The organism is Deinococcus psychrotolerans (assembly GCF_003860465.1).
Lineage (GTDB): Bacteria > Deinococcota > Deinococci > Deinococcales > Deinococcaceae > Deinococcus > Deinococcus psychrotolerans.
Genome location: NZ_CP034183.1, coordinates 1 through 21,122, shown reverse-complemented (window position 1 = coordinate 21,122; position 21,122 = coordinate 1). Strand labels below are relative to the sequence as shown.

General features: G+C 62.3%; 24 protein-coding genes. 16 read left to right on the top strand and 8 right to left on the bottom strand.

Translation table 11 applies throughout. The features are described 5' to 3' along the window. The first annotated feature begins 1 nt into the window (after position 1). Together EHF33_RS00115 and EHF33_RS00110 are read left to right on the top strand one after the other, a co-directional pair. On the top strand, positions 2–1,393 hold the full coding sequence (locus EHF33_RS00115) for a hypothetical protein (RefSeq protein WP_124867062.1): 1,392 nt from the start codon (positions 2–4) through the stop codon (positions 1,391–1,393). Between the two features lie 108 nt (positions 1,394–1,501). Continuing rightward, complete coding sequence (locus EHF33_RS00110; RefSeq protein ID WP_225429895.1) at positions 1,502–2,146, top strand: glycosyltransferase family 2 protein; 645 nt, start codon at positions 1,502–1,504, stop codon at positions 2,144–2,146. A 109-nt stretch (positions 2,147–2,255) separates the two neighbouring features. Here the strand turns inward: EHF33_RS00110 and EHF33_RS00105 are convergent, their stop codons facing one another. Further along, positions 2,256–2,798 (bottom strand): hypothetical protein, encoded by a 543-nt coding sequence (locus tag EHF33_RS00105; protein ID WP_124867060.1) that lies wholly within the window; start codon positions 2,796–2,798, stop codon positions 2,256–2,258. Positions 2,799–2,858: 60 nt separating this feature from the next. Next, the gene (gene proC / locus EHF33_RS00100) at positions 2,859–3,650 is read right to left on the bottom strand and encodes a pyrroline-5-carboxylate reductase (protein ID WP_124867059.1); all 792 of its coding nucleotides are present in this window, start codon (positions 3,648–3,650) and stop codon (positions 2,859–2,861) included. A 70-nt stretch (positions 3,651–3,720) separates the two neighbouring features. On the opposite strand from proC, the gene EHF33_RS00095 reads away from it, so the two are divergent. The 4 genes from EHF33_RS00095 (at position 3,721) to EHF33_RS00080 (ending at position 6,457) form a co-directional block, all read left to right on the top strand. Then, positions 3,721–4,539, top strand: coding sequence for a 50S ribosomal protein L11 methyltransferase (locus tag EHF33_RS00095; RefSeq protein ID WP_124867058.1), 819 nt, complete (start codon positions 3,721–3,723; stop codon positions 4,537–4,539). 13 nt (positions 4,540–4,552) lie between these two features. After that, a complete protein-coding gene (locus tag EHF33_RS00090; protein WP_124867057.1) occupies positions 4,553–5,251 on the top strand; it encodes a 16S rRNA (uracil(1498)-N(3))-methyltransferase in 699 nt (232 codons plus the stop codon). A gap of 39 nt (positions 5,252–5,290) precedes the next feature. Continuing rightward, complete coding sequence (locus tag EHF33_RS00085) at positions 5,291–5,674, top strand: Hsp20/alpha crystallin family protein (RefSeq protein ID WP_124867056.1); 384 nt, start codon at positions 5,291–5,293, stop codon at positions 5,672–5,674. Positions 5,675–5,776: 102 nt separating this feature from the next. Beyond that, complete coding sequence (locus tag EHF33_RS00080) at positions 5,777–6,457, top strand: Bax inhibitor-1/YccA family protein (protein ID WP_124867055.1); 681 nt, start codon at positions 5,777–5,779, stop codon at positions 6,455–6,457. A 195-nt stretch (positions 6,458–6,652) separates the two neighbouring features. Here the strand turns inward: EHF33_RS00080 and EHF33_RS00075 are convergent, their stop codons facing one another. Further along, positions 6,653–7,717, bottom strand: coding sequence for an SGNH/GDSL hydrolase family protein (locus EHF33_RS00075; RefSeq protein ID WP_124867054.1), 1,065 nt, complete (start codon positions 7,715–7,717; stop codon positions 6,653–6,655). Positions 7,718–7,802: 85 nt separating this feature from the next. On the opposite strand from EHF33_RS00075, the gene EHF33_RS00070 reads away from it, so the two are divergent. Beyond that, the gene (locus tag EHF33_RS00070) at positions 7,803–8,237 is read left to right on the top strand and encodes a PaaI family thioesterase (RefSeq protein WP_124867053.1); all 435 of its coding nucleotides are present in this window, start codon (positions 7,803–7,805) and stop codon (positions 8,235–8,237) included. A gap of 110 nt (positions 8,238–8,347) precedes the next feature. Next, entirely contained in the window at positions 8,348–8,989 is a 642-nt protein-coding gene (gene aat / locus EHF33_RS00065) for a leucyl/phenylalanyl-tRNA--protein transferase (protein ID WP_164473361.1), read from the top strand. 217 nt (positions 8,990–9,206) lie between these two features. On the opposite strand, the gene glgC is transcribed toward aat, so the two are convergent. Both glgC and EHF33_RS00055 read right to left on the bottom strand, forming a co-directional pair. Further along, complete coding sequence (glgC, locus tag EHF33_RS00060) at positions 9,207–10,448, bottom strand: glucose-1-phosphate adenylyltransferase (protein WP_124867051.1); 1,242 nt, start codon at positions 10,446–10,448, stop codon at positions 9,207–9,209. Between the two features lie 168 nt (positions 10,449–10,616). Continuing rightward, complete coding sequence (locus EHF33_RS00055; protein WP_124867050.1) at positions 10,617–11,420, bottom strand: WecB/TagA/CpsF family glycosyltransferase; 804 nt, start codon at positions 11,418–11,420, stop codon at positions 10,617–10,619. A gap of 142 nt (positions 11,421–11,562) precedes the next feature. Between EHF33_RS00055 and EHF33_RS00050 the strand changes: the two genes are divergently transcribed. From EHF33_RS00050 to EHF33_RS00015, 8 genes are all read left to right on the top strand, one after another. Next, entirely contained in the window at positions 11,563–12,237 is a 675-nt protein-coding gene (locus EHF33_RS00050) for a Crp/Fnr family transcriptional regulator (RefSeq protein ID WP_124867049.1), read from the top strand. Positions 12,238–12,310: 73 nt separating this feature from the next. Next, positions 12,311–13,903, top strand: a complete 1,593-nt coding sequence (gene bshC / locus EHF33_RS00045) for a bacillithiol biosynthesis cysteine-adding enzyme BshC (RefSeq protein ID WP_124867048.1) — start codon at positions 12,311–12,313, stop codon at positions 13,901–13,903. A 74-nt stretch (positions 13,904–13,977) separates the two neighbouring features. Continuing rightward, positions 13,978–15,270, top strand: a complete 1,293-nt coding sequence (gene murF, locus EHF33_RS00040; protein ID WP_124867047.1) for a UDP-N-acetylmuramoyl-tripeptide--D-alanyl-D-alanine ligase — start codon at positions 13,978–13,980, stop codon at positions 15,268–15,270. Beyond that, complete coding sequence (locus EHF33_RS00035; protein ID WP_241191186.1) at positions 15,267–16,040, top strand: hypothetical protein; 774 nt, start codon at positions 15,267–15,269, stop codon at positions 16,038–16,040. Before murF ends, EHF33_RS00035 begins: the two co-directional genes overlap by 4 nt. 126 nt (positions 16,041–16,166) lie before the next feature. Then, on the top strand, positions 16,167–17,090 hold the full coding sequence (locus tag EHF33_RS00030) for a phospho-N-acetylmuramoyl-pentapeptide-transferase (RefSeq protein ID WP_124867046.1): 924 nt from the start codon (positions 16,167–16,169) through the stop codon (positions 17,088–17,090). Between the two features lie 209 nt (positions 17,091–17,299). Continuing rightward, a complete protein-coding gene (locus tag EHF33_RS00025) occupies positions 17,300–17,848 on the top strand; it encodes a YceI family protein (RefSeq protein ID WP_124867045.1) in 549 nt (182 codons plus the stop codon). Between the two features lie 117 nt (positions 17,849–17,965). Continuing rightward, positions 17,966–18,985: an aldo/keto reductase gene (locus tag EHF33_RS00020; RefSeq protein WP_124867044.1), complete on the top strand. Its 1,020-nt coding sequence runs from the start codon at positions 17,966–17,968 to the stop codon at positions 18,983–18,985. Positions 18,986–19,228: 243 nt separating this feature from the next. Then, positions 19,229–19,684, top strand: a complete 456-nt coding sequence (locus EHF33_RS00015; RefSeq protein WP_124867043.1) for a tellurite resistance TerB family protein — start codon at positions 19,229–19,231, stop codon at positions 19,682–19,684. A gap of 99 nt (positions 19,685–19,783) precedes the next feature. Here the strand turns inward: EHF33_RS00015 and EHF33_RS00010 are convergent, their stop codons facing one another. Genes EHF33_RS00010 through EHF33_RS21385 form a run of 3 tightly spaced genes read right to left on the bottom strand, consistent with a single transcriptional unit; the run spans position 19,784 to position 21,122 of the window. Further along, entirely contained in the window at positions 19,784–20,581 is a 798-nt protein-coding gene (locus tag EHF33_RS00010) for a type III pantothenate kinase (protein WP_124867042.1), read from the bottom strand. A 51-nt stretch (positions 20,582–20,632) separates the two neighbouring features. Next, entirely contained in the window at positions 20,633–20,926 is a 294-nt protein-coding gene (locus EHF33_RS21390; protein ID WP_241191331.1) for a response regulator, read from the bottom strand. A 25-nt stretch (positions 20,927–20,951) separates the two neighbouring features. Further along, entirely contained in the window at positions 20,952–21,122 is a 171-nt protein-coding gene (locus EHF33_RS21385; RefSeq protein WP_241191185.1) for a response regulator, read from the bottom strand.

Genomic DNA, 21,122 nt, shown 5'->3' with positions numbered 1-21,122 from the left:
CATGCCCCAACCTCAAAGCGGTATTTCCAAGAGTAGCTTGCTGCTGCTCGGCGGCTTAACGGCGCTGCTGGCCAGCTCCTCGGCCCGCGCCAAAATCGCCGGACTCGTACAGGACGCGGCCTCGGGCGCTTATACCTTGCTCGACGAAACGGTGGCCCCCGCTGCCCAGCAAGCCGCCCACACGGTCGCAGTGCGGGCCAGCGAACTCACCGAGGAAGCCAAAAAAGTCGCTGCTAACGCCCAAGACCATTTGCCCGGTCTGTTGGCCGACGTGCGCGAGCAAGCCGCCGTGCGCGGCCAGCAGCTTTTTGACAGCACTTCAGATTTGCGCGGCGACATCGCCCACCGCGCCGCTGAGGCTGCTGCCGCCGCCGCCAAAACGGCTTCCACTGTTCAGAGCAGCGTGCAAGACCGCTTCTCAGACGTTCAGCAGGAAGCTGCCAAACGCCGGGACGCCTTGCTGGACAGCGCCAGCGACGTTCAGGACACGTTGAGTCACAAACTCGGCGGCGTGGCCGAGACTGCTCATGCGACTGCGCAAAAAGTGGCTCAGAGAACACAAAAAGCCGCCGTCAGCACCCAAAAAGATGCCAAGAAGACTTGGTTAGGTCTCCTCGACACCGCTCAAGATGAAGTTCAAGACGTGCGCGGAGCCGCTCAGAAGAAGCTGAAAGGCGTCCAAAAAGATGTGCGGAAGAAAGCCAAAAAACAAATCAAACAGCAAGGTAAAAAAGTGACCAAGCAGGCCGGTAAGACCGCCGAGCAAGGCCGCCGCGCTTGGCTGTCGTTTGCCGACGACGCCCAAGACACCGTGCACAATAAAGTGCAGTCGGCCAAAGCGGACGCCCTCAAAGCCGCCGAGGCCCAGTTCAAGGACTTGAAAAAAGGCGGCGGCAAGCAGCTCAAGAAGTACGAAAAGCACATTCAGCTTCTCAACAAAGAGCTGGCCAAAACCACCGACAAGCAGCTCAAGAAGGCCGGTCTCAAAAAGCGCCGCCGCACCAGCGCCGTGATGCCAGTGTTGTTCCTGGTCGGCGGCGGGGTGGCGCTGGCCCGCATTCCGGCGGCGCGTCAGGGCATCCTGAACGCGGTGGGAGCGGTGAGCCCCGAAGCCGAGGATTGGCTGCGCGGCGCAGGCCGCAGCGTCCGCAACTTGATCGGCACGGCTTGGCTGGAGCGTATGGAAGACGTCAACCATGCTCCCGCCGCCGCCGCGCCCTCGCCCAAGCCGTCTCAGGCCACCGGCAGCGCAGCGGGCGCTTCGGTCGCTCCCGACGCTCCGGCGGCGGCACCGGCGACTCCTGCACCCACGACTTCACCGGAACCCAAAGCAGATACGCAGAGTGCCGAGACGGGCAAAACCGACGCTGGCAAAGACACCAAAACCAACTAAACGCCCGCTTTAGACAGAGCGAAAACAGAGAATGGCCCCGCGCTGTTCTCTGTTTTTTGTGCTGAAGGCTACGGCCCCAGCCGTGCGGTTTGCGTGTACCATGACCGTGTGCCAAGTGTCGCCGTCGTCATTCCCGCCTTCAACGAAGCTGAAACCGTAACAGACGTGATTCAGGCGGCTTTGAGCTTAACCGGCGACGTGGTGGTGGCCTCCGACGGCAGCACCGACAACACCGCCGAAGTCGCGCGGGCGGCGGGCGCTCAGGTGGTCGAGCTGCCTCACAATGCGGGCAAAGGGCCAGCCCTCAAAGCCGCGCTTCAGGCCACCACCGCCGATTATGTGGTGATGCTCGACGCCGACTTGGTGGGCCTTAAGCGCGAGCACCTGGACATTTTGCTGAGTCCGGTGCTGTCTGGCAAGCTCGGCATGAGCATCGGCATTTTTGACGGCGGCGGCCTGATCACCGACCTCGGCAACAAGCTGACGCCGCACCTCAGCGGACAGCGGGCCTGTGCGCGGGCGTGGCTGCTTTCGGTGCCGCACCTCGGCGCGGAGCGGTGGCCCGAACCGGCGATCACGGCGGCCCTCAAAGAGCAGCACATCAAATGGGACTACGTCGAACTCCCCAATCTCAAGCAGGTCATGAAAGAAAAAAAGCGCGGCTTTTGGAAGGGAGCGCGTTACCGCACCAAAATGTATATCGACTTGTTCGGCTTCAAGCGCCGCAAGAAAAAGGCCGAGAAGGGCGGCTGAGAAAAGTGGGATGCGTCCAGCGACGCCCGCTCCTCTCGTCGTGAATAGACGCCCTTCAGGACGCCACTCCTCCATCGTCATGAACGGACGCCTTACAAGACGCCACTCCTCACTTCACCAAGTCCACCACTTGCCCGCCTGCCGCCTGATAGCGCACCACGCCCAACCCCGGCACGAAGTAGCTGTACTGGGTGGAGGTGCTCTTGCCGCTGCTCACGTCGCTGCGAATCAGCAGGGCGTTGAAATTTCCGGCAGGCAAGCTCAGTGGCTCATTGCCCATCACCCGGCTGCTGAGCTTGAGGCCCCCGCTGCTGCTCTCCCAGCGCTGGCCCAAGCTCAGCGGCGAGGACGGGTAGACCGTCAGCGGCGGGGTATACCAGATGACTTGCTTGCCAATTCTGACGCCGCGCAGGTACACGCCGCCGCCCCGGTATTCCAGCAAATCTTCGGAGACGGTGGTTCCTCCGATCTGGTGGGCAGTGGGAATGACGCTCACACCGTTGACGGTGACGGGCTGGCCGATCACTTGCGTTTCGCCGCTGCTGTAGCGCCAAATCGTCGAGGGCGCATTGGGGAAATAATTCCCCGCCGCCAGCACCGTGCTGGAAAGCAGCGAGGCCAGGAGAGGGGCGAGCAGAAGGCCGCGTTTCATGCCTTCCACTGTAGCTGAGGCACTCTGACTTGAGATGCACAAAACGGGCCAAAATCCGTGTTACTCCTGATCGCGTCCCAACTCGGCGCTCCTGAGAGTGGCGGCCACCACCGTGCTGATGATCGCGCCGCGCACGCCGCTGCTTTCCAGCACTTCTAGACCCGCGATGGTGGTTCCGCCGGGGCTGGAGACTTCGTCTTTGAGCATGGCCGGATGCGCCCGCTGAAGCAGTAGCCCGCCGCTGGTGCTGAACAGCCGGGCGGCCAGTTCGTGGGCCAGAGCGCGGGGCAGGCCCATCCGCACGCCGCCGTCGGCCAGCGCGTCGGCAATGACCGCCAGGTAACCGGGGCCGGAACCGACCATACCGGTAAAAGCGTTGAATAAATGCTCAGCGAGGTCATAGACCTGCCCAACCGAGCCGAAGACCTCATGGGCGTACTGCATGTCGCCGCTCTGCTGGGCTTCGTCCAGACCCGTAATGGCGGTTTGCGACTGCCCGATGGTGGCCCCCAGATTGGGCATCACCCGCACCACCCGCTCGGTGAGGAGGCGTTTGGAGAGGGTCGCTACGCTGACGCCCGCCATGGTGCTGATGTAGCCTGTACCGGGTTGCCGCAGCCACTCACTGGCCTCCGGAAAGACGCGGGGCTGCAAACTGATCAACACCCGCTCCGCGCCGCCCAGCTCGCCCACCGGCAAAACGGGCGTGCCGAGCCGCTCGGCGATCATGGAAAGCCGCTCCGCGTTGGTGTCCATGATGCCGATGTCTGCGGGTTGCAGCAGACCGCGTGACAAGACCCCTTCCAAAATCGCCAAACCCAGTTTTCCCACGCCCACAATCGCCAGTTTCATGCTGGGCAGTATACGGGCACTCAGCTAGGGCCCTAAATCATGGGCCGCGCCGCTTGCTACCATACTCGGCATGTTGGTGTATATCTTGCCCGGAACTTTGGAGAGCCGTGAAGTCGACCTCGACGCCCTGTGGGAAGCCGGCGCAACCGGCCTGGAGGAGCGCGGCGGCCACCTGCGGGCCTATTTTGACGCCGAGGTGCCACTGGCCCTGAACGGCGAGTGGACGAACGAACCCGACCAGGACTGGCAAGCCGATTGGAAAAAAGGCCTGACCCCCGTGACGGCGGGCCGCTTCACCATTGCGCCCTCGTGGCTGGCGCACGAAGTTCCGCCCGGCCAGATTCCGCTGCTGATCGACCCCGGCATGGCCTTTGGTACCGGCCACCACGCCACCACCCGGCTGGCCGTGGAAGCCATCGGTCAACTCGACTTGACGGGCCGCACGGTGCTGGACGTCGGCACCGGCAGCGGCGTGCTGGCGCTGGCAGCGGCCCTCGGCGGCGCGGCTGAGGTGCTGGGCCTCGACATCGACCCCATCACCATTCCGGCAGCGTACGAGAACGCCGAACTCAACGGGCTGAGCGTCAAGAACGGTGTGGTACAGATTAAAGGCGGCACGCTGAGATTCGAGGAAGGCAGCTTAGACCTCGATCTGCTCGACGACAAGCCGATTTATACCTTGCTGGTCGCCAACCTGTTTGCCGAGCTGCACGATTTGCTGGCCGGAGCTTACCGCGCCGCTTTGCAGCCGGGTTCGCCGCTGATTCTGACCGGCATTCTGGAGGACAGGCTGCCGATGGTTCGCGCCGCCTTAGAACGCGAAGCCTTCAGCGACATCGCCGAAATACTCGACGGCGAGTGGGCCCTGGTGACGGCCCTTTCAAGCTGATGGCCCCCCTCTAATGGCCCGTCACCGCCACCGCGTCAAAGTCGCTACCCTCAGCGAGCGGATGGAACTGAGCGCCGCCGAGTTCAAGCACCTGGCAGTAATGCGCCTGAACGTGGGCGACCGCGTGGACGTGTTTGATGGGAGCGGTGAAGCAGGCGAGGCCGAGCTGATTCACCTCGACACCTTCAGCGCTGCTCTGCGTTTGCTGAGCCGACAAGACAGCGCCGCCGAGTACCCGCAACCCGTGACGCTGGCGATTGCGCTGCTCAAGGGCGACAAACTCAGCGACGTGGTGCGGGCCGGAACCGAGCTGGGCGTCAGCACCTTCCAACTGCTCCGCACCCGCTACGCCGACGTGCCCGACATCGGGGACAGTAAGCTGACCCGCCTGCGCCGGGTGGCCGAGGAAGCTGCCAAGCAGTCTCAGCGGGCGGTAGTGCCGGGCGTGCTGGCTCCGCTGCCGCTCTCGGCCCTGAGCGCAGCGGGCCAGTGCTTTTATGCCCACCCCGGCAGCCCCGGCAAGCTCCTGGAGCAGGTGACGTGGACGAGCGCCCTGACCCTTATCAGCGGCCCCGAGGGCGGCTTCGCGCCGGAAGATCTGGCCCAGCTCAGCCGCCTCGGAGCCACGCCGATCACGCTTGGCCCCCGCATTCTGCGGGCCGAAACTGCGCCGCTGGCCCTCTTGGGGGCTTTGGCGGCCAGCGGCGTGTAAAGCTGCTTATCCTGTCCGCTCCTTTGCTACGCTGGGCCGATGGATAAGCCTGTACTCGCCCGCCTTCAAAAAGTGATGCAACTGCGTGAGGAAGTCGAAACGCTCGCCAGCGGCGGCCCGTTTGCTCCCGACGCCGATTGGCTCAGCTCCGGTACCCACTTGACCTTGATGGTGGATGTGCCGGGCTGCGCTCCCGAAAGCCTGGCCCTGGAGGACGACGGCGAGGCGGTGACGCTCAGCGGCGAGCGCGGCGCGGTGCCGGAAGATCAGGAAAGCCTGCACCGTGAGCGCCGCACCGGACGTTTTAGCCGCCGCCTCAGTTTTCCGGAGCCGGTGGTGGCCCAAAGCGGCGAGGCCAGCTTGGTCAGCGGCGTGCTGAGCGTGCGCTTCGAGAAGGTGAACAAAACCATAGAAGCGGAGTGAGGAGCAGTTCAGCGTCCGCAGCGCTAAGAAGGTAAAGACCAGATCAGGCCGGTGGGGGACAAGTCGGGAACCTTTTTCAGGTGGCTGACGTATCATTGATGTATGCAAATGACTGCCACTCGCACTGAATCTGTCGTGCGTTCGTTCATGAACCGCACCTACTCTTGGATGGCTGCTGGGCTGGTGCTGACTGCCGCTATCGCCTACATTACCGCGTCTAACCAAGAACTGGCCTACCAGGTCTTGAGCATCCGCTTTCCGCTGCTGATCGTTCAGCTCGGCGTCGTCTTCGGTATGAGCTTTTTGCTGCCCCGCATCAACGCGGCGGTGGCGGGCATCCTGTTTATGGTCTACGCCGCCATCACCGGCCTGACGTTCTCGGGCCTGCTGATGGTTTACTCCACCCAAGCCGTGTATTCGGCTTTCGGCACCGCCGCGCTGACCTTTGGGGCCATGAGCGTGCTGGGTTACGTCATCAAGCGTGATCTGTCGGGCATGGGCCGCTTTTTCCTGTTCGCGCTGATCGGCCTCGTGGTGGCGATGGTCGTCAACATCTGGATCGGCGGTACCGTACTCAACTTGATGATCAGCGGCGTGGGCGTGCTGCTGTTCGCGGGCCTGACCGTCTACGACACCCAGCGCCTGCGCAACATCGCCCTGAGCGGCGTCGAGGGCGACAACGCCGAGAAAGGCGCGATTTACGGCGCACTCTCCTTGTACCTGAACTTCATCAACATGTTCCTCTTTTTGCTGCGTATCTTCAGCGGCGGCGGACGCAACTAAGCACTTCAGCCACACCAGCGGGGGCCAGACATTGAATCTGGCCCCCGCTTCTTGGTGTCTTGGTTTGATTAAGGCATTTGTCGTATAAAGTTGCAAAACTTTTATGACCGAGCGGAGCGAGTGAAATACTTGCTAGAGCAGATGGGAGTGAAATTGGTGGGGTGCTTTTCCACAACAATGCAACGGACAAATGCTCTATGGCAGCGCCACACCCAACTTGAGTTCAGCGTTCCCGAAGGTCACGATGGCGCGGGCCAGTTTGACCTGGGTTTGGGCCGAGGGGTGCACGCCGTCCTGCGAGAAATCGGGGCCGAACGGCTGGGGGCTTGCCGGGTTGGGGTCGGGGCGCTGCAACCCGGCAAGCAGCGGAGCCACATCAAAGACCGGCAGGCCGCGTTCCTGCGCCAAGCGGTGAATGCTGGCGTTGTAGGCGGCGACAATTTGCTGCAAGGCCGCGAGCTTGGCCGGCGTCAGGGCGTACGGAGCGCCGCAACTGACCGGCGCGTGAGTGATCACCCAAGTGGCGGCGACTTTGTTAGGACTGTGCTGGCATGAAACGTCAGCGAGGCCGTACCCGTAAAGCAGCTGGCCCGCGACCAACACCGGCGCGGTGGTCACGTCCGGCACCGTCAGCAGCAGCAGTTGGGCCTTGGCAGGAGCCAGTGCGCTGAGCAGTTGGCGGTAAGCCGCTTCAAAGTCATGCGGCGACGTGGCCTGATTGAGGTCGCCGGACGCCGCAGCGTTCAGCACATCGTTGCTGCCGATCCAGAGCGAGACAAAACGCGGCTTGGATTTGAGGGCCGCCTGCACCTGGGTTTGATCCGGCCCCAGAATCAGCGTGTACAGGCGGCGGGTCAGGTCGTCGCCCGCGTTTTTGGCGCTGCGGCTCAGCAAGTCGGCCACCTTTGCGCCGGGCACCGCGAAATTAGAGCCGCGCACTGCCGGGTCAAGCCGCAGACAAGACGCCGCGCTCAGGCCCGCTGCGCCCAGCGGCGGCGGACAACCCGGCCCGCCGCCCGCTGGAACGCCGAAAGGAATGCGGGCAAGCTGGGCGATCACCGCCGGATACGCTTCCCGCTGATCTTCAGCCGTCAGGCCGCCGGATTGAAAGCCAGCCGTCAGCGAGTCGCCGAGGGCCACATACGTCATCGGTGCGGGCGGTGAGGGCGCAGACGCGGCGCTGAGGGTACTCAGGAGCGCCAGCACCGCCGCAAAACCCATTCGGCTGCGGCGCTGGCCCTTGCAAGACAGTCGATTCACAGCTTTACCCTAAGAGCAGGCCGCATGAAAAGGGTAAAGGGTTGCTGCTGGGCGTTGGCCCGTGCTGCTGAGCTACACTCCCCGCATGACCGAGCAGCAAAGACCCCTCTCCGCCGCGCCAGAGTTGAGCGAAATCAACGCCCGCAGTCAGGGCCGATTACCGGGACTCCTCGGCGTCATTTTTACCCACGCCGAGCGGGGCCTGATGCGGGCGCACCTCGACATCCGGGAAGAAGTGCTGGCTCCTAACGGCTTTTTGCACGCCGCCACCGTCATCGGGCTGGCCGACACGGCTTGCGGGTACGGCACCATTTTGGCGCTTCCCGCTGGAGCGCACAATTTTACGACCATCGAACTCAAAAGCAATTTTCTCTCGACTGCCCGCAGCGGCCAGATTGAAGTGGAAGCCAAGCTGATTCATGCCGGACGCACCACCCAAGTCTGGGACGCGCAGGTGAGCGCCGCAGGCAAAACGCTGGCGCTCTTCCGCTGCACTCAGGCTGTTTTGTATCCGCGCTAAAGCTGAGGGCGGCAATGTGACATTTTTCTTAGGACTTCGGGGGTACAAAAAGCGGCGGGGGCTACCCAGTAAAGCCCAAAACCCGCTACTTTAGTGAAGTGCCAACCGCCATGTCAATGCTCAACCATCCTGATCCGCTGACCCGTGAAATCGCCAGAGGCTACGCGGGCGGCGGCTTTTTGATGGACAACGGCGAAGGCTTGGAATGGTATTCCAGCACCCGCCGCGCTCTGGTGCCGCTGGGCGAAGCGCTCCACATCCCACGCAGCTTAAGAAAGCACCTCAGCAGGTTCGAGGTGCGGATCAATGCCGACTTTCCCGGCGTGCTGGCCGGCTGCATGGCCCGCGAAGAAACGTGGATCAGCCCTGAGCTGGCCGGTATTTACCTGCACCTCAACGAAACTGGCCTCCTTCACAGCTTTGAAACGTGGCGCGGTGGCCAACTGGCGGGCGGCGTGCTGGGCTTGGCGCTGGGCGGCGCGTTCGTCGGCGAAACCATGTTTCACGCCGTCACACACGCCAGCAAGGTGGCGCTGGTGCGGTTGTCGCAGCACCTGACCCGCAGAGGCTACAGCTTTCTGGACGCCCAGATGCAAAATCCGCACCTCGAGCAGTTCGGCACGTACGAGATCACGCCCGCCGAATACGCCGGACTCCTGCGCCCCGCGCTGGGCCAAGACGTGGAGTTTGAAGCACTGGAAGAACAGCCTGCCTTTGAGCAACGCTTCCAGATTCAGGACAGCGCCGGATAAATGAGTTCATCCGGCGCTGAGTGTCAGCTCTGTACTTTTTGAATCTGGAAGATAACCTAAGTACGGCCAGATTACCGTTTTGGGATTCCGCCAAAAACGCTCCATCCCTCCACTCCCATCTAGCCGTACTTTTCCACCTTCTCGCGTCTTGGGCAGAACGGCACCTATTGGGCCTGCCCGCTTTGCTCGATTTATCTAAAGATAAACGTTGTTCTACTTAGAAGGTGTAGCTCTTGGGCACCACCACCACGCCCGCTTCGGTGACAGTAAAGCCCCTGGCACGGTCTTCCTCAGCGTTGTAGCCGATGCGGGTGCCGGGCGGCACGATCACGTCTTTGTCGATGATAGTGCGGCGAATCTGGCTGTGGCGGCCAATTTGCACGTTGTCAAACAGCACCGAGCTTTCCACCAGCGAATGCGAGTGGCTGTGTACGGCGCGGCCCAGCACGCTGTCACGGACAGTGCCGCCGGAAATGATGGTGCCCCCCGCCATGATGCTGTTAAAGGCTTGCCCGCGCCGCCCTTCGGATTCGTGGACGAATTTGGCCGGCGGTGAAAACTCGCTGCTGGTTCGCAGTGGCCAATCGGCGTTGTAGATGTCGAACTCCGGATTAACCGTCACCAGATCCATGTTGGCTTCAAAGTAAGCGTCGAGCGTGCCCACGTCGCGCCAGTACAAGTTGGGACGATCCTGACCGGGAATCGGGTTTTTGTGAAAGTCGTAGGCCATCACGTTATAGCCGTCTGAAAGCGCACGCGGGATCACGTCTTTGCCAAAGTCAAAACCCTCCTCGCCGTTCGACATGCTGGTTTCGAGCAGTTCGTCGAGTGCGCGGCGCGAAAAGATGTAATTGCCCATGCTGGTCAGGCTGATGCCGGGCTGGCCGGGAATGCTCGGCGGGTTGGCGGGTTTTTCCAAAAAGTCGGTGACTTTCCACTTTTCGTCGACGTGCATGATGCCGAATTGGTGCGCTTGGCTCTGCGGCATCGGGTAAGCGGCAATGCTCACGTCCGCCCGCGAATCGATGTGCTGCTGGAGCATGTGTTCGACGTTCATTTTGTAGATGTGATCGCCGGAAAAAATCGCCACGTAATCGGAGTTGTGGTTGTCGACCAGGTGCAGGTTTTGGTAGACGGCGTCGGCGGTGCCTCTGTACCAGACCGGGCCGAGTTCCTCGAAGCGGTACATCTGGGCCGGAACCAAAGTGATGAAGTAGTCGCTCAGAAAGGTGCCAAAGCGCCAGCCACGCTGGATGTGCTCGGTGAGGCTTTGGGCTTTGTACTGGGTCATCACGTAGATGCTGAAAAAGCCGGAGTTGATGAAATTATTGATGGCAAAATCAATAATTCGGTATTTGCTGCCAAACGGCACGGCAGGCTTGGAGCGGCGCAAAGTCAGCGGCGAGAGCCGTGAGCCTTGACCGCCGGCGAGAATCATTCCCAAAACGCGTGGCTTCATAAGTCCCCCTCAGCAACCAGAACACAGGAAGTTCGAGCATAGTGGATGTAGAACGTGGTTTGCGCTTTCCTAGTCTACTGTCAGAAATGAGCGGAGGTGAGAAGCAGGGCGCTTGATCTAGATGTCTTTAGGTTTCTAGGCTCAGCTCAACTTTTTTTGGTGTCCAGTTCAGGGCTTGGTGCGGTGGCCTGCCGCTTTGGCTTGCCGGTTGACCAACAGCACGAAACGGGCCAATCTGGGAGCGCGGCCCCAGCGCTTGCGGTCGCCGACCACACGCCAGATCCACTCGACGCCCAGCTTGCGTGTCCAGGCCGGGGCCAGCTGAGCGCTGCCCGCCAGCACGTCCAAGACGCCGCCGCAGCCGATCATCACCGGCACGCCCAACACGCCGCGCCAGTATTCGTTAAACGTCTCTTGCCGCCCCGCGCCCATGCCGGTCAGCAGCAGATCTGCGCCGCTGGCGCGAATGAGTTCGGCCACCCGCTGATCTTCGCTGGTATCGAAGTAGCCGTGATGCACGCCCGCCACCTGAATGCCGTAGCGGCTGACCGCCGCCGCCGCCGCCGCTTCAGCCACGCCCGGCTTGGAGCCGAGAAAAAAGACGCGCAGGGCGCTGCCGTGCTTGGCCATCAGGCCGCTGGTGAGGTCGAAGCCCGGCGCACGCGGCACTTCTTGGCCCAGCAGTTTACGGGCGGCCCAGACGATCCCCACTCCGTCGGCGGTGACGAGGTCGGCTTGCTGCATGGCCTGCGTAAAAGCGCTGGTCACCGCAGGCTGATCTGTTGCGGCCTGGGTCATTGCGGTTTGGGCGTCTTCGGCCCGCGCCTGCATGATGAATTCAGGATTGAGCGTCACCACCGTGTGCGCCGAGCGCTGACCCGGCTGCACCCACACGCTGAGGCGCTCGAGCGCTTGGTCGAGGGTGACGGGGTCAAGAGGCAAATCGAGCAGCGTCAGGCGGGGGCGGGTCATAGGTGTTTGGTCATAGGTAGGGGCTAAGTCCTTGTGGGCCGCAGTTTAGCACGCGCACTGATCCAGCGCCTCGCTTGACTGGTAGCTGCTAATGTGCTTTGCCTTCCCTTTACTCCGGCAATACATGAAAATACTATGAAGCATGTTGCCCGGCTTCCTTGCGGCCCTTCCCGAAGCGGCCCGCGTTTCGCTCCTCTCCACCACTCGCCAACACCACTGGAGTCGCGGCAGCATTGTGCTGCACGCCGATGACCCGGCTGAAACGCTGTACATGCTGCAAAGCGGCCACGCCCGGCTCTACCGGCTGGGCGCAAGTGCCCGCGAAGTGACGGTCAACGTGCATGGCCCCGGCGACCTGCTGGGCCTGACCGCCCTGCTCGACAACGGCAAATACGGCCTCTACGCTGAAGCGATGGATGACCTCTCCGCGCTGATGATCGGCGGCGAGGCCCTGCGCGACTTGATGAGCCGCTCGCCCGACCTCAGCGTGGCGCTCAGCACCCAGGTGGTGCGCCAGACGCGCGGCCTGCAAGACCGGCTCTCGCAATTGGTCTTTTTGGAGGTCTCGCAGCGGCTGGCGCTGGCCCTTTTGGAGCTGGCCAACGAAAGCGGCGAGCACCACGATCAGCAAGTCGCCCTGCGTGGGCGCATCTCGCATCAGGATTTGGCGCACGCAGTGGGCAGCACCCGCGAAACCATCACCAAGCTGCTCGGCGAGTTCCGCTCGCGCGGCCTGCTCGATTTGGGCTACCGCCGCATCGTGGTAATGGACAGAGGCGGCTTGGAAAAGGCCGCTCGGCAGCCGCTGGGAGCCTGAGCACCGTTAGCGGGAAAGCGTTTGGAAGCCATGAACACAAACCGTGCGCCGCAGGGTGCATGATGATACCCGCATGACTTCCGCGCCTGCCCGCCTGCCCCTGCTCGACGCTTACCGAGCGGGCCACCTGAGCGATTTTTTTGCTCGTACGCCCGCCGACTTGCCTGCCTTTTTGCAGGCGCAGCGCGTTCTTGACCGCCCCGCTCTGGCCGCCGCGCTGCGGGCTTACCACCTTGATGTGGGCTTGCCGGACGGCACGGCCAAGAAAGCCGACCCAGCCGCCAAAATGCTCGCCGCGCAACTCGAAAAGCTCTCGCACCCAGAAGCGCGGGTGGTGGTGGCCGGACAACAAGCGGGACTGCTGGGCGGCCCGGCGTACAGCGTCCACAAAGCCGCCGACGCCATTTTACTGGCCCGTCAGCTCAGCACTGAGGAGCGCCCGGTTTTGCCGGTGTTTTGGATCGCCAGCCAGGATCACGACGCCGATGAAGTGGCCTCCACCCATCTGCTCGACTTTTCGGAGCGCGAATTTGAGCCGCGCCTCGACTTGCCGCGCGGCGTGCCGGTGGGCCGCATCGCTTGGCGGGCCGAGTGGTCGGCGCAACTGCTGGAACTGATCAGCGAATTTGACGCCCCCGAAACGCACAAAGCGGCGGTGCGCTCACGTCTGGATTTTGCCTTCAAGGGCCGGGCGTATGCCGACGTGTTCGCCCGCTTGATGTACACCCTGCTGGGCGAACACGGCCTGATCGTGCTCGACCCGCTGCATCCGGCGCTGGCCCGCTTGATGGCCCCGGCGCTGGCTGCCGAAATCGATCGCCCCCTTGAAGGCCCGCAGCGCATCGAAGCTGCCGCCGAGCAACTCGGAGCGCAGGGCTACACCGCCCAGCTTCGCCGCCCGCCCGGATCGACGAACTTGTTTGTGGAAGAAGAGAGCGGCCAGCGCACCTTGCTGCGCGTCTCGCAGCAGGGCGGCAAAACCTTCGAGGGCTACACCAAAGCCGAGCTGCTCTCCCTTTTAGACAGCGACCCGAGCCGGATTACCCCCGCCGCTGGACTGCGCCCCATCATCCAAGATTACCTGCTGCCCACTGCCGCCTTCGTGGTGGGGCCGGGTGAACTGGCCTACGCTGCCGAGCTGCGCGGGGTCTACGAACTTCACGGCTTGGAGCAGCCGGTCTTGTGGCCGCGCCTGAGCGTGACTTGGCTGGAGCCGAACGTGGCCCGACTGCTGGAGCGTTTCGGCGTCACGGCGGCTCAGTTTCAGCAAGGCCCTGAAGGCACGCTCGGCAAGGCGTTGGCAAGTCAGCAGCAAGCCGCCGCGCTGAGTCAGGAGCGGATCAATCATCTGGAAGGCGAGTTCAGCGCTTTGATGAACGAACTCTCGGCGCTCGATCCGACCCTGAAAAGCAGCGTGGAGCGCAGTAAGAACCGCACCATGAGCCGCTTGGAGCGTCACCGCCAGCAAGCCTACTCGGCCCTCTCCCGCGCTGAGGACGACAAGAGCGGCCAACTGACCCGGCTCAAAAAACACCTGCTGCCCGCTGGCCACCTCCAAGAGCGCGAGATGAATTTCCTGACCTACCTCCTCAAGCACGGCGACGCCCCGCTAAAGCTGCTGCTCTCGCTGGAAGCCGGAGCGCAGGTGGACGTGGTGATTCCCTGAATTTGGGATGTGAGAAGCGAGGAACTTAGAAAGCGCTGGCCTGAGCCTCAAGCGTCCTGCCTATACTCTTTTCCATGCTTTCCCCCACCTATCTGCCTTTTGCCGCCGAGGTTCACCCGCAGGCGCGGCCCGCTGCCCGCCTGACCTGGGACTCGCGCCAAGCTGACCCCGAGACGGCCTTCGTGGCGCTGCCCGGTGAACAGATGCACGGCAACGCCTTCGTGGAGCAAGCTCTGGAGCGCGGCGCACCCTTCGTGCTCACCGATTTGAACGTGCCCCGCGCCGTGCGGGTCACTGACGCCCGCGCCGCTCTCTTCACTTGGGCCACGGCCGAGCGCGGCCACAATCCGCTGGTCGTCGGCATCACCGGCAGCGTGGGCAAAACCACCGCCAAAAGTTACGCCGCCGCCGCGCTGGACGCGCACTTTATGCCGGTCTTCAACACCCTGCCCGCCATCGCCTGCTTTTTGCTGGAATTTGGGCGCTCCGGGTCTCCTTTGGTGGTGGAAATGGGCATTGACCGCCCCGGCGAAATGCGCGAACTGGTGGACTTGGTACGACCGGACGTGGGCGTGATTACCAGCATCGGCGCGGCGCACTTGGAAGCGCTGGGCAGCGTGGCGGGCGTGGCAAGGGAAAAAGGCGTGATCTTGGAAGCGGCCCGCCGACTCGTCTCACCGCAGGCCGCCGAGTGGTTCGCGGACGTGGACACCTACGGTTTTGAAGGCGCGAGTTTCGCGGGCCAGCACCTGACGGTCAATGCCGAGGGAGCTTCTTTTACTTTCGGAGACGTACCCGTGAACTTGCCCCACGCTTCCAGGGTGCAGGCCGAAGCCGCCGTGCTGGGGCTGGCACTGGCCAAGCAGGCGGGCCTAGACCTCACACGGGCCGCCGAGCGCCTGAGCGGGGTCAGCGTACCGGGGGGCCGCTACCGCGTGCTGGCGGGGCGCTTCACCGTCATTGACGACACCTACAACGCCTCGCCGCTGAGCATGAAAGCCGCACTGGAAGCGCTGGGCACGTTTGGGGGCCGAAAGATCAGCGTGCTGGGCCAAATGCTGGAACTTGGCGAGGATGAGCGGGCCATGCACGCCGAAGTCGGAACGCTGGCTCGCCAGCACGCTGATTTGACTTACGGCGTCGGCCCGTTTGCCGAGCTGCTGGGCGAGTGGGCTTTTACCAGCGTGCCGCCTCTGCTGGACGCCCTGAGAGCCGAAGTCAGGGATGGCGACGTGATTTTGGTCAAGGCCAGCCGGGGCATCTCGTGGACGCCGGAAAAGCGGCTGGCGGAGGGCGTGGGTTTGGACAGCGTGGTGGACGCTTTGCTGGAACTGCGGGCCGATCCAGTTTGGACAGGAAAAAAGTGAAGCGCTGGCTGTCTATCCCTTTCTTGGCCGCCCCTTTCCTGGCTGCGCTCACCGCCTGCGCCCCTGCCCAAACCCATCGGCAGCCGAGCGCTCCTCTCCCCTTTCAAGCCGATTTCAGCGACGTGGGCGTGGCCTGGGTGTCAGGCGGGCAAGCCTTTGTGGCCCGCGCTCCCAGCCTGAGGGCGCAGCTCGCACCGCTGCCCGCGCCCGCTGTGGCTGCCGCTTGGGTAGGCAACGTGGCGTGGGGGGCGCTACCGAGTGCCGGACTGATCGTGACTTTAGACGGCCCGCCGGAGACGCGGGTGGTCGGGCGGGTTGCCAAACTCAGCCAGCAGCGCATTTATTTGCAGGACGGCACCGCCCTCAATTATTCCGGCGGGGCGGCAAGCGGCGTTCTCGGCACGCCCAGCGCCGTGCTGACCGGCGGCGACGGCGAAGACTACGCCTTGGTGGGCGGCAACTTGTACCGCCCCGGCAGCCCTGCCAGCTTGCTCAGCCCTACACGGATGGGAATAGACGCTCCCGCTTACCTCTACCGCCTGCCGGGGCGCGGCGTGGCGGTCAGCGGCCTTCCCAGCGTCCAAACCGGACAGGGCCTCTACCGACTCACCGGCAGCGCACTAGAGCGCTTAGGCAGCGGCGATCAGCCTGTCGCCAGTGTGCCGCACGGCCCCGGACTGATCGGCGCAGTGGACGGGCGAATCGTGACGCTCAGCGCGGCGGGCCAGATTCGAGTCTTTTTACCAGACTTGCGGGAAGTGCGGCCTTAAACCAGCCCACTTTCACAGGGATTTCAAACGAAGTTCAGGTCAAATGGCTTCGTGGTATTCTTCTGGCATTGTGCTTAATCTTCCAAAACTTCTCCGTACACTTGGCCGTACACACTCAGGCCCGCGATGATTCTCACGGCGCTGCTGTCGTGGTTTTTACTCGGTTTTTTTATTCACGTCTCCAAATTGCGTGGCTGGGGCCAGCCGGTTCGCAAAGAAGGCCCGCAGACCCATTTACAAAAGGAAGGCACGCCCACAGCGGGCGGCGTGGCCTTTGTGCTGGCGTTCGCGGCCATGTGGCTGGTGTATTTTTTCAGCGGGGCGCGGGCCGCCAACTTTAGCGCCGAGCGCGAAATCCTGATCGTGGCAGCGGCCATCGGCATGGGCCTGATCGGATTTATCGACGACTTACTCAAGATCCGCTCCCGGATGGTGGGCGGCAAAAAAGAGCTGCTGGCCCGCGAGAAGTTTCCGCTGCAACTCATCGTCGGGGCAGTGTTCGCTTACTTCGCCGCGCCGCTCTCGTCTCACTTGCTGCTGCAGAGTTTCGGCCCCATCTGGGACACCGTACTGATTACCTTGGTGATGGTGGCCGCCGTCAACGCCTTTAACTTCACCGATGGCCTAGACGGGCTGCTGGGCGGGGTGAGCTTAATCGTGCTGCTGCCGTTTCTGAGCGTTTCAGCCGCGGCGCTGCTGCTCGTCGGCGCGGTCACCGGCTTCATGTGGTACAACGCCCACCCGGCCCGCGTCTTCATGGGCGACATGGGCAGCCACGCCATCGGCGCGGTGGCGGCAGGCGTCTATGTGCTCTACGCCGACGCCTGGCTGCTGCCGATTGCTGCGATTATTCCGGTGGTCGCGGTGCTGAGCGTCATCATTCAGGTGGCTTCGTTCAAGACCACCGGCAAGCGCGTCTTTAAGATGAGTCCGATTCAGCACCATTTTGAACTCAGCGGCTGGAAAGAAACCCAGGTCACGGTGCGCTTTTGGATGATCACGGCGCTGGCCACTGCCGCCGCTTGGGGACTGATGGGCGGGAAGTGGTAAGTAGGATTGTAGAAAGTAATTTGTAGCTCACAGAAAAAAAGACCTCTGCTGCTGGCGGGGGTTTTTTATTGGTCAGGGACGGGTCAGCCGCCCCCGCAGCGCCGCTTGCAATTCAGGCCCAAAGCCGTGCCGAGCACCACATACTTAGCACTGTAAGCTGGCGCGGGCGATAGAGGATTTAATCTCACAACCGCTTGACAAACTAAAGCATGAATACACGAGTCGGAAGCTGGATGCTCGGCGGGTTATTTCTCCTGAGCAGTTTGGCAAGCGCCGCGCCTTACAAAGCCAGCGGCGGTCAGGCCGCCTTTGATTACCGGGTGATTATCATTCCAGTACACGGCGAGACGGCCCAAGTCAGCGCGGCGCTTGAGATTAATCCTGACGATCTGGCGAGTGTCGGCGGCACGCTAAAGGTCAATGTCGCCTCGCTCAAGACCGGCAACAGCCTGCGCGACGAACACATGCGTGGAGCGCTGGGCGCAGCGCAGTTTCCAGACGCCGTGTTTACCTTGACCAGCGTTCAGGGGCTGGGCAGTTTGCCCGAAGGCCAACCCGTCAGCAGCACCGTGACGGGGCAGTTTAGCCTCAGAGGTGTCAGTAAAACGCTCAACGCTCCGGTCAAGCTGACGCGCCAGGGCAACACCATCGCGGTGGCGACCCAGTTCAAATTCAACCCGCACGATTTCGGGGTCGATTACGCTGGAGGCGCGAGCAGTATCGCGGTAGGGGTCAGTTTCAGGTTGGCGACGCCGTAACTTTACGCAGGAAGCAGTCTTGTCCAAGCCTCCACAAACCCGCCCAGCTTCCCAAGCCTGCGCCAAGGGGCGGCCAGACTTGTGAGCGTTTACGAGCAATGTAAAGGGGGAGTACACATGACGACTTACCGCAGATTGGGCAAAAGCGGCCTGCACTTGTTTCCGCTGGGCCTCGGCACCATGCAGTTTGGCTGGAGCGCTGGCGAAGAAGCCGCTTTCGAAATTATGGACGCCTATTACGCGGCAGGCGGCAATTTCATCGACACCGCCGACGTGTATACGGCTTGGGCCAAAGGCAACCCCGGCGGCATCTCGGAGGAGATTGTCGGGCGCTGGGTCAAGGCGCGGGGCAACCGGGACGACATGGTCATCGCCACCAAAGTGCGGGGCGCGATGGGCGAAGGCTTTTCGCAGGGCCGCAACACCGTGCATCAGCGCGAAGGCTTGTCGAGGCGCTGGATTCTCAAGGCCTGCGAAGACAGCCTCAAGCGCCTTCAAGTCGATCACATCGACCTCTACCAAACGCATTTCATCGATCCACTCACCCCGATTGAAGAAACGCTGTCGGCCCTCACCGAACTGGTTCAGCGCGGCTACGTGCGCTATATCGGCTGCTCCAATTACAGCGCTTGGCGGCTGATGCAGGCCCTCTGGACCAGCGACAAAAAGAACTTGGAAGCCTTTGTGAGCATTCAGCCGGAATACAGCCTGCTTTCGCCCACCCGCGCTAACTTCGAGCGCGAACTTCAAAAAGTAGCGGTGGAATACGGCGTCGGGGTAATTCCCTGGAGCCCCCTCGGCGGCGGAATGCTGACCGGCAAATATCAGCGCGGCACGGCGCTCCCCGAAAGCGTAAGGGCCGATGAGAACGCGCGTCGGCGCTTCAGTGACGCCAATTTCGACACCATCGACACACTCAAAGCGGTGGCGGAAGCTCACAACGCCGTGCCCGCCCAAGTCGCTCTGGCTTGGCTTCTGGCGCAGCCCGCTATGACCGCGCCAATCATCGGGGCCAACAGCGTATCTCAGCTTAAAGAACTGCTGGGCACGGTCAGCCTCAAACTAAGCGAAAAAGATCTGGCCGAGATTTCGCGGGTCAGCGATTGGGAGCGGGCACGCACCGAGCTGGAAAGCTAAGTACAGCAAGATTACCGTTTCGGGATTCCGCATCTTGGGCAGAGCGGCGTCTTGACCAGAGCAGCGCCGATGACGACGCTTGACCGCACCTCTCGGGCCTGCCCGCTCCGCTCGGTTTATCTCAAGATAAACTTTGGCGTACTTAAGATTAAGGATTGACCAGAACATCGGGCGGCAAACTTGGCACTCCCAGACCGCGCCCGTTTACCCTGAGGATCAAGCACCTGAGTCAAAGGAGACAACATGGGATTTCTGGATCAACTCAAAACGCTGGCCAACCAAGGCGTCGCCGCCACGCAAGAAGGCTTTTCGCGTTTCAACAACGCCACTTTCGCCGACGCCAGCATGGCCGCCTGCGCCCTGATCGCCGCCGCTGACGGCAAGATCGACACCCAGGAGCGCAGCCGCACCGCCGCTTTCATCACCAGCAGCGACAAGCTCAAGTCTTTTGACGTGGGCAAATTGCGCGACAAGTACGACGCTTACTGCGATAAAGTCACCAACGACTTTGATTTCGGCAAAATTGAATTGATTCAAGTCGTCGGCAAGGCGGCCAAGAAGCAGGAAGAAGCGCGGGCCGTCGTCCAACTGGCGGTGGTGATCGCCAATGCCGATGGTGATTTCGACGAAAAAGAGCAGATGATCATGCGCGATATTATCTATGCGCTAAAGCTCCAGCCGAGCGAATTCGGACTCTAACGAGCGTTTAATCAGCTTTTACAACGGGGCAGAAGGGGAAAATCAATTCCTCTCCTGCCTTTCTTTTTTACGGGCTGTTGACTGCGCTCAAATCCATCTTCAGCGGCTGGCCCACAACTCCACCAAACCGCGCAGGGTCAGGGTATCGTCGTAATGCTCGATCTCGCGGCAGATGCCTTCCACCGTGCGGGCAAAGCCGCCGGTCGCCACTGTCACGGCGGGCGCGGGTAATTCGGCGCGGATGCGGCGCAGCAGGCCGTCCACCATCTCGGCGTAGCCAAACACCAAGCCAGATTGCAGCGCGTGAACCGTGTCTTTGCCGATGGCGCTCACCGGCGCTTCCAAGCTGATGCGCGGCAACTTGGCGGCGCGGGCGAACAGCGCGTCGGCAGACACCTGCGCTCCGGTGGCCAACACGCCGCCGATAAAGCGCCGCCCCTTACCAATCACGTCGAAATTGGTGCTGGTGCCGAAATCCACGACGATAGCGTACTCAAAGCCGTTGAGGTACTTTTCAGCGCCGAACAGATTGCACAGGCGGTCTGCGCCCACGTTGCTGGGCTGGCTCAGTTCCACGTGAACGTCCGGCAGATTTTGGGTATTAACTTCAAAGGCCTTAATCCCGAAGTGTTGGCGCAGCGCCAGCAGATAATTTTGGCCCACTGGCGGGGCCACGCTGCTCAGCACGGCGCTGTGCGGCGGTTCGAGGCCGCTAAGGTGGAAGAGGCCGCTGAGTTGCAGCGCCAGATCGTCGGGCAAGAGGTCGCGGTTGGTGCGGACGCGCCAGGTTTGGCGGAGCTTCAAGTCTGGGTCAGCGAGGCCCAGCACCGTGCTGGTGTTGCCGATGTCGATGGCCAGCAGCGGAAAGCGGGCAGTGGAGAGCGGAGAAGCGGGCATGAAGTTGTATTCTAGACGCCTAAAACGCGCTGCGCTTCATTTTAGTGTGCCTCAATTGCTGCCCGACACCTCGGCACTCTCGGGTTGTTTGATCGGCTGCGGATGCTCGTTAAGGCGCGTCCAGAAGTCAGAGGTGGCGCTGAGCGTGGTCAGAAACTGCTCAAATTCGACCGGCTTGACGACGTAAGCGCTCGCGCCTCTCTTGTAGCAGGCCCGAATATCACGCTCCTCGCGGCTGGTCGATAAGATCACCACCGGCAAGCCTTCCAAGCCCGGCTGCGCCCGAATCGCTTCCAGCACGGCCAAGCCGTCCATTTGCGGCATGTTGAGGTCAAGCAGCACCACATCCGGCAAGTGGGTTACGGCCTGCTCAGCGCGGACAGCCGGCTTGACCGCCCGCGTCAGCAGCCCGCATGGCTTCCTGACCGCTGCGGGCCACCGTCACTTCAGGAGCACGGCCCGATTTCTCGAAGGCGACCAGCGCCAACTCCAAATCGTTGGGATTGTCGTCCACCAACAAAATTCGTCCATGCCCCTGCAT

Excerpts from the sequence above, each read along its gene's own strand:
- EHF33_RS00115 (WP_124867062.1), top strand. The coding sequence starts at position 2 with ATGCCCCAACCTCAAAGCGGTATTTCCAAGAGTAGCTTGCTGCTGCTC.
- EHF33_RS00105 (WP_124867060.1), bottom strand. The coding sequence starts at position 2,798 with ATGAAACGCGGCCTTCTGCTCGCCCCTCTCCTGGCCTCGCTGCTTTCC.
- proC (WP_124867059.1), bottom strand. The coding sequence starts at position 3,650 with ATGAAACTGGCGATTGTGGGCGTGGGAAAACTGGGTTTGGCGATTTTG.
- EHF33_RS00095 (WP_124867058.1), top strand. The coding sequence starts at position 3,721 with ATGTTGGTGTATATCTTGCCCGGAACTTTGGAGAGCCGTGAAGTCGAC.
- EHF33_RS00090 (WP_124867057.1), top strand. The coding sequence starts at position 4,553 with ATGGCCCGTCACCGCCACCGCGTCAAAGTCGCTACCCTCAGCGAGCGG.
- EHF33_RS00085 (WP_124867056.1), top strand. The coding sequence starts at position 5,291 with ATGGATAAGCCTGTACTCGCCCGCCTTCAAAAAGTGATGCAACTGCGT.
- EHF33_RS00080 (WP_124867055.1), top strand. The coding sequence starts at position 5,777 with ATGCAAATGACTGCCACTCGCACTGAATCTGTCGTGCGTTCGTTCATG.
- EHF33_RS00070 (WP_124867053.1), top strand. The coding sequence starts at position 7,803 with ATGACCGAGCAGCAAAGACCCCTCTCCGCCGCGCCAGAGTTGAGCGAA.
- aat (WP_164473361.1), top strand. The coding sequence starts at position 8,348 with ATGTCAATGCTCAACCATCCTGATCCGCTGACCCGTGAAATCGCCAGA.
- glgC (WP_124867051.1), bottom strand. The coding sequence starts at position 10,448 with ATGAAGCCACGCGTTTTGGGAATGATTCTCGCCGGCGGTCAAGGCTCA.
- EHF33_RS00055 (WP_124867050.1), bottom strand. The coding sequence starts at position 11,420 with ATGACCCGCCCCCGCCTGACGCTGCTCGATTTGCCTCTTGACCCCGTC.
- EHF33_RS00050 (WP_124867049.1), top strand. The coding sequence starts at position 11,563 with ATGTTGCCCGGCTTCCTTGCGGCCCTTCCCGAAGCGGCCCGCGTTTCG.
- bshC (WP_124867048.1), top strand. The coding sequence starts at position 12,311 with ATGACTTCCGCGCCTGCCCGCCTGCCCCTGCTCGACGCTTACCGAGCG.
- murF (WP_124867047.1), top strand. The coding sequence starts at position 13,978 with ATGCTTTCCCCCACCTATCTGCCTTTTGCCGCCGAGGTTCACCCGCAG.
- EHF33_RS00030 (WP_124867046.1), top strand. The coding sequence starts at position 16,167 with ATGATTCTCACGGCGCTGCTGTCGTGGTTTTTACTCGGTTTTTTTATT.
- EHF33_RS00025 (WP_124867045.1), top strand. The coding sequence starts at position 17,300 with ATGAATACACGAGTCGGAAGCTGGATGCTCGGCGGGTTATTTCTCCTG.
- EHF33_RS00020 (WP_124867044.1), top strand. The coding sequence starts at position 17,966 with ATGACGACTTACCGCAGATTGGGCAAAAGCGGCCTGCACTTGTTTCCG.
- EHF33_RS00015 (WP_124867043.1), top strand. The coding sequence starts at position 19,229 with ATGGGATTTCTGGATCAACTCAAAACGCTGGCCAACCAAGGCGTCGCC.
- EHF33_RS00010 (WP_124867042.1), bottom strand. The coding sequence starts at position 20,581 with ATGCCCGCTTCTCCGCTCTCCACTGCCCGCTTTCCGCTGCTGGCCATC.
- EHF33_RS21385 (WP_241191185.1), bottom strand. The coding sequence starts at position 21,122 with ATGCAGGGGCATGGACGAATTTTGTTGGTGGACGACAATCCCAACGAT.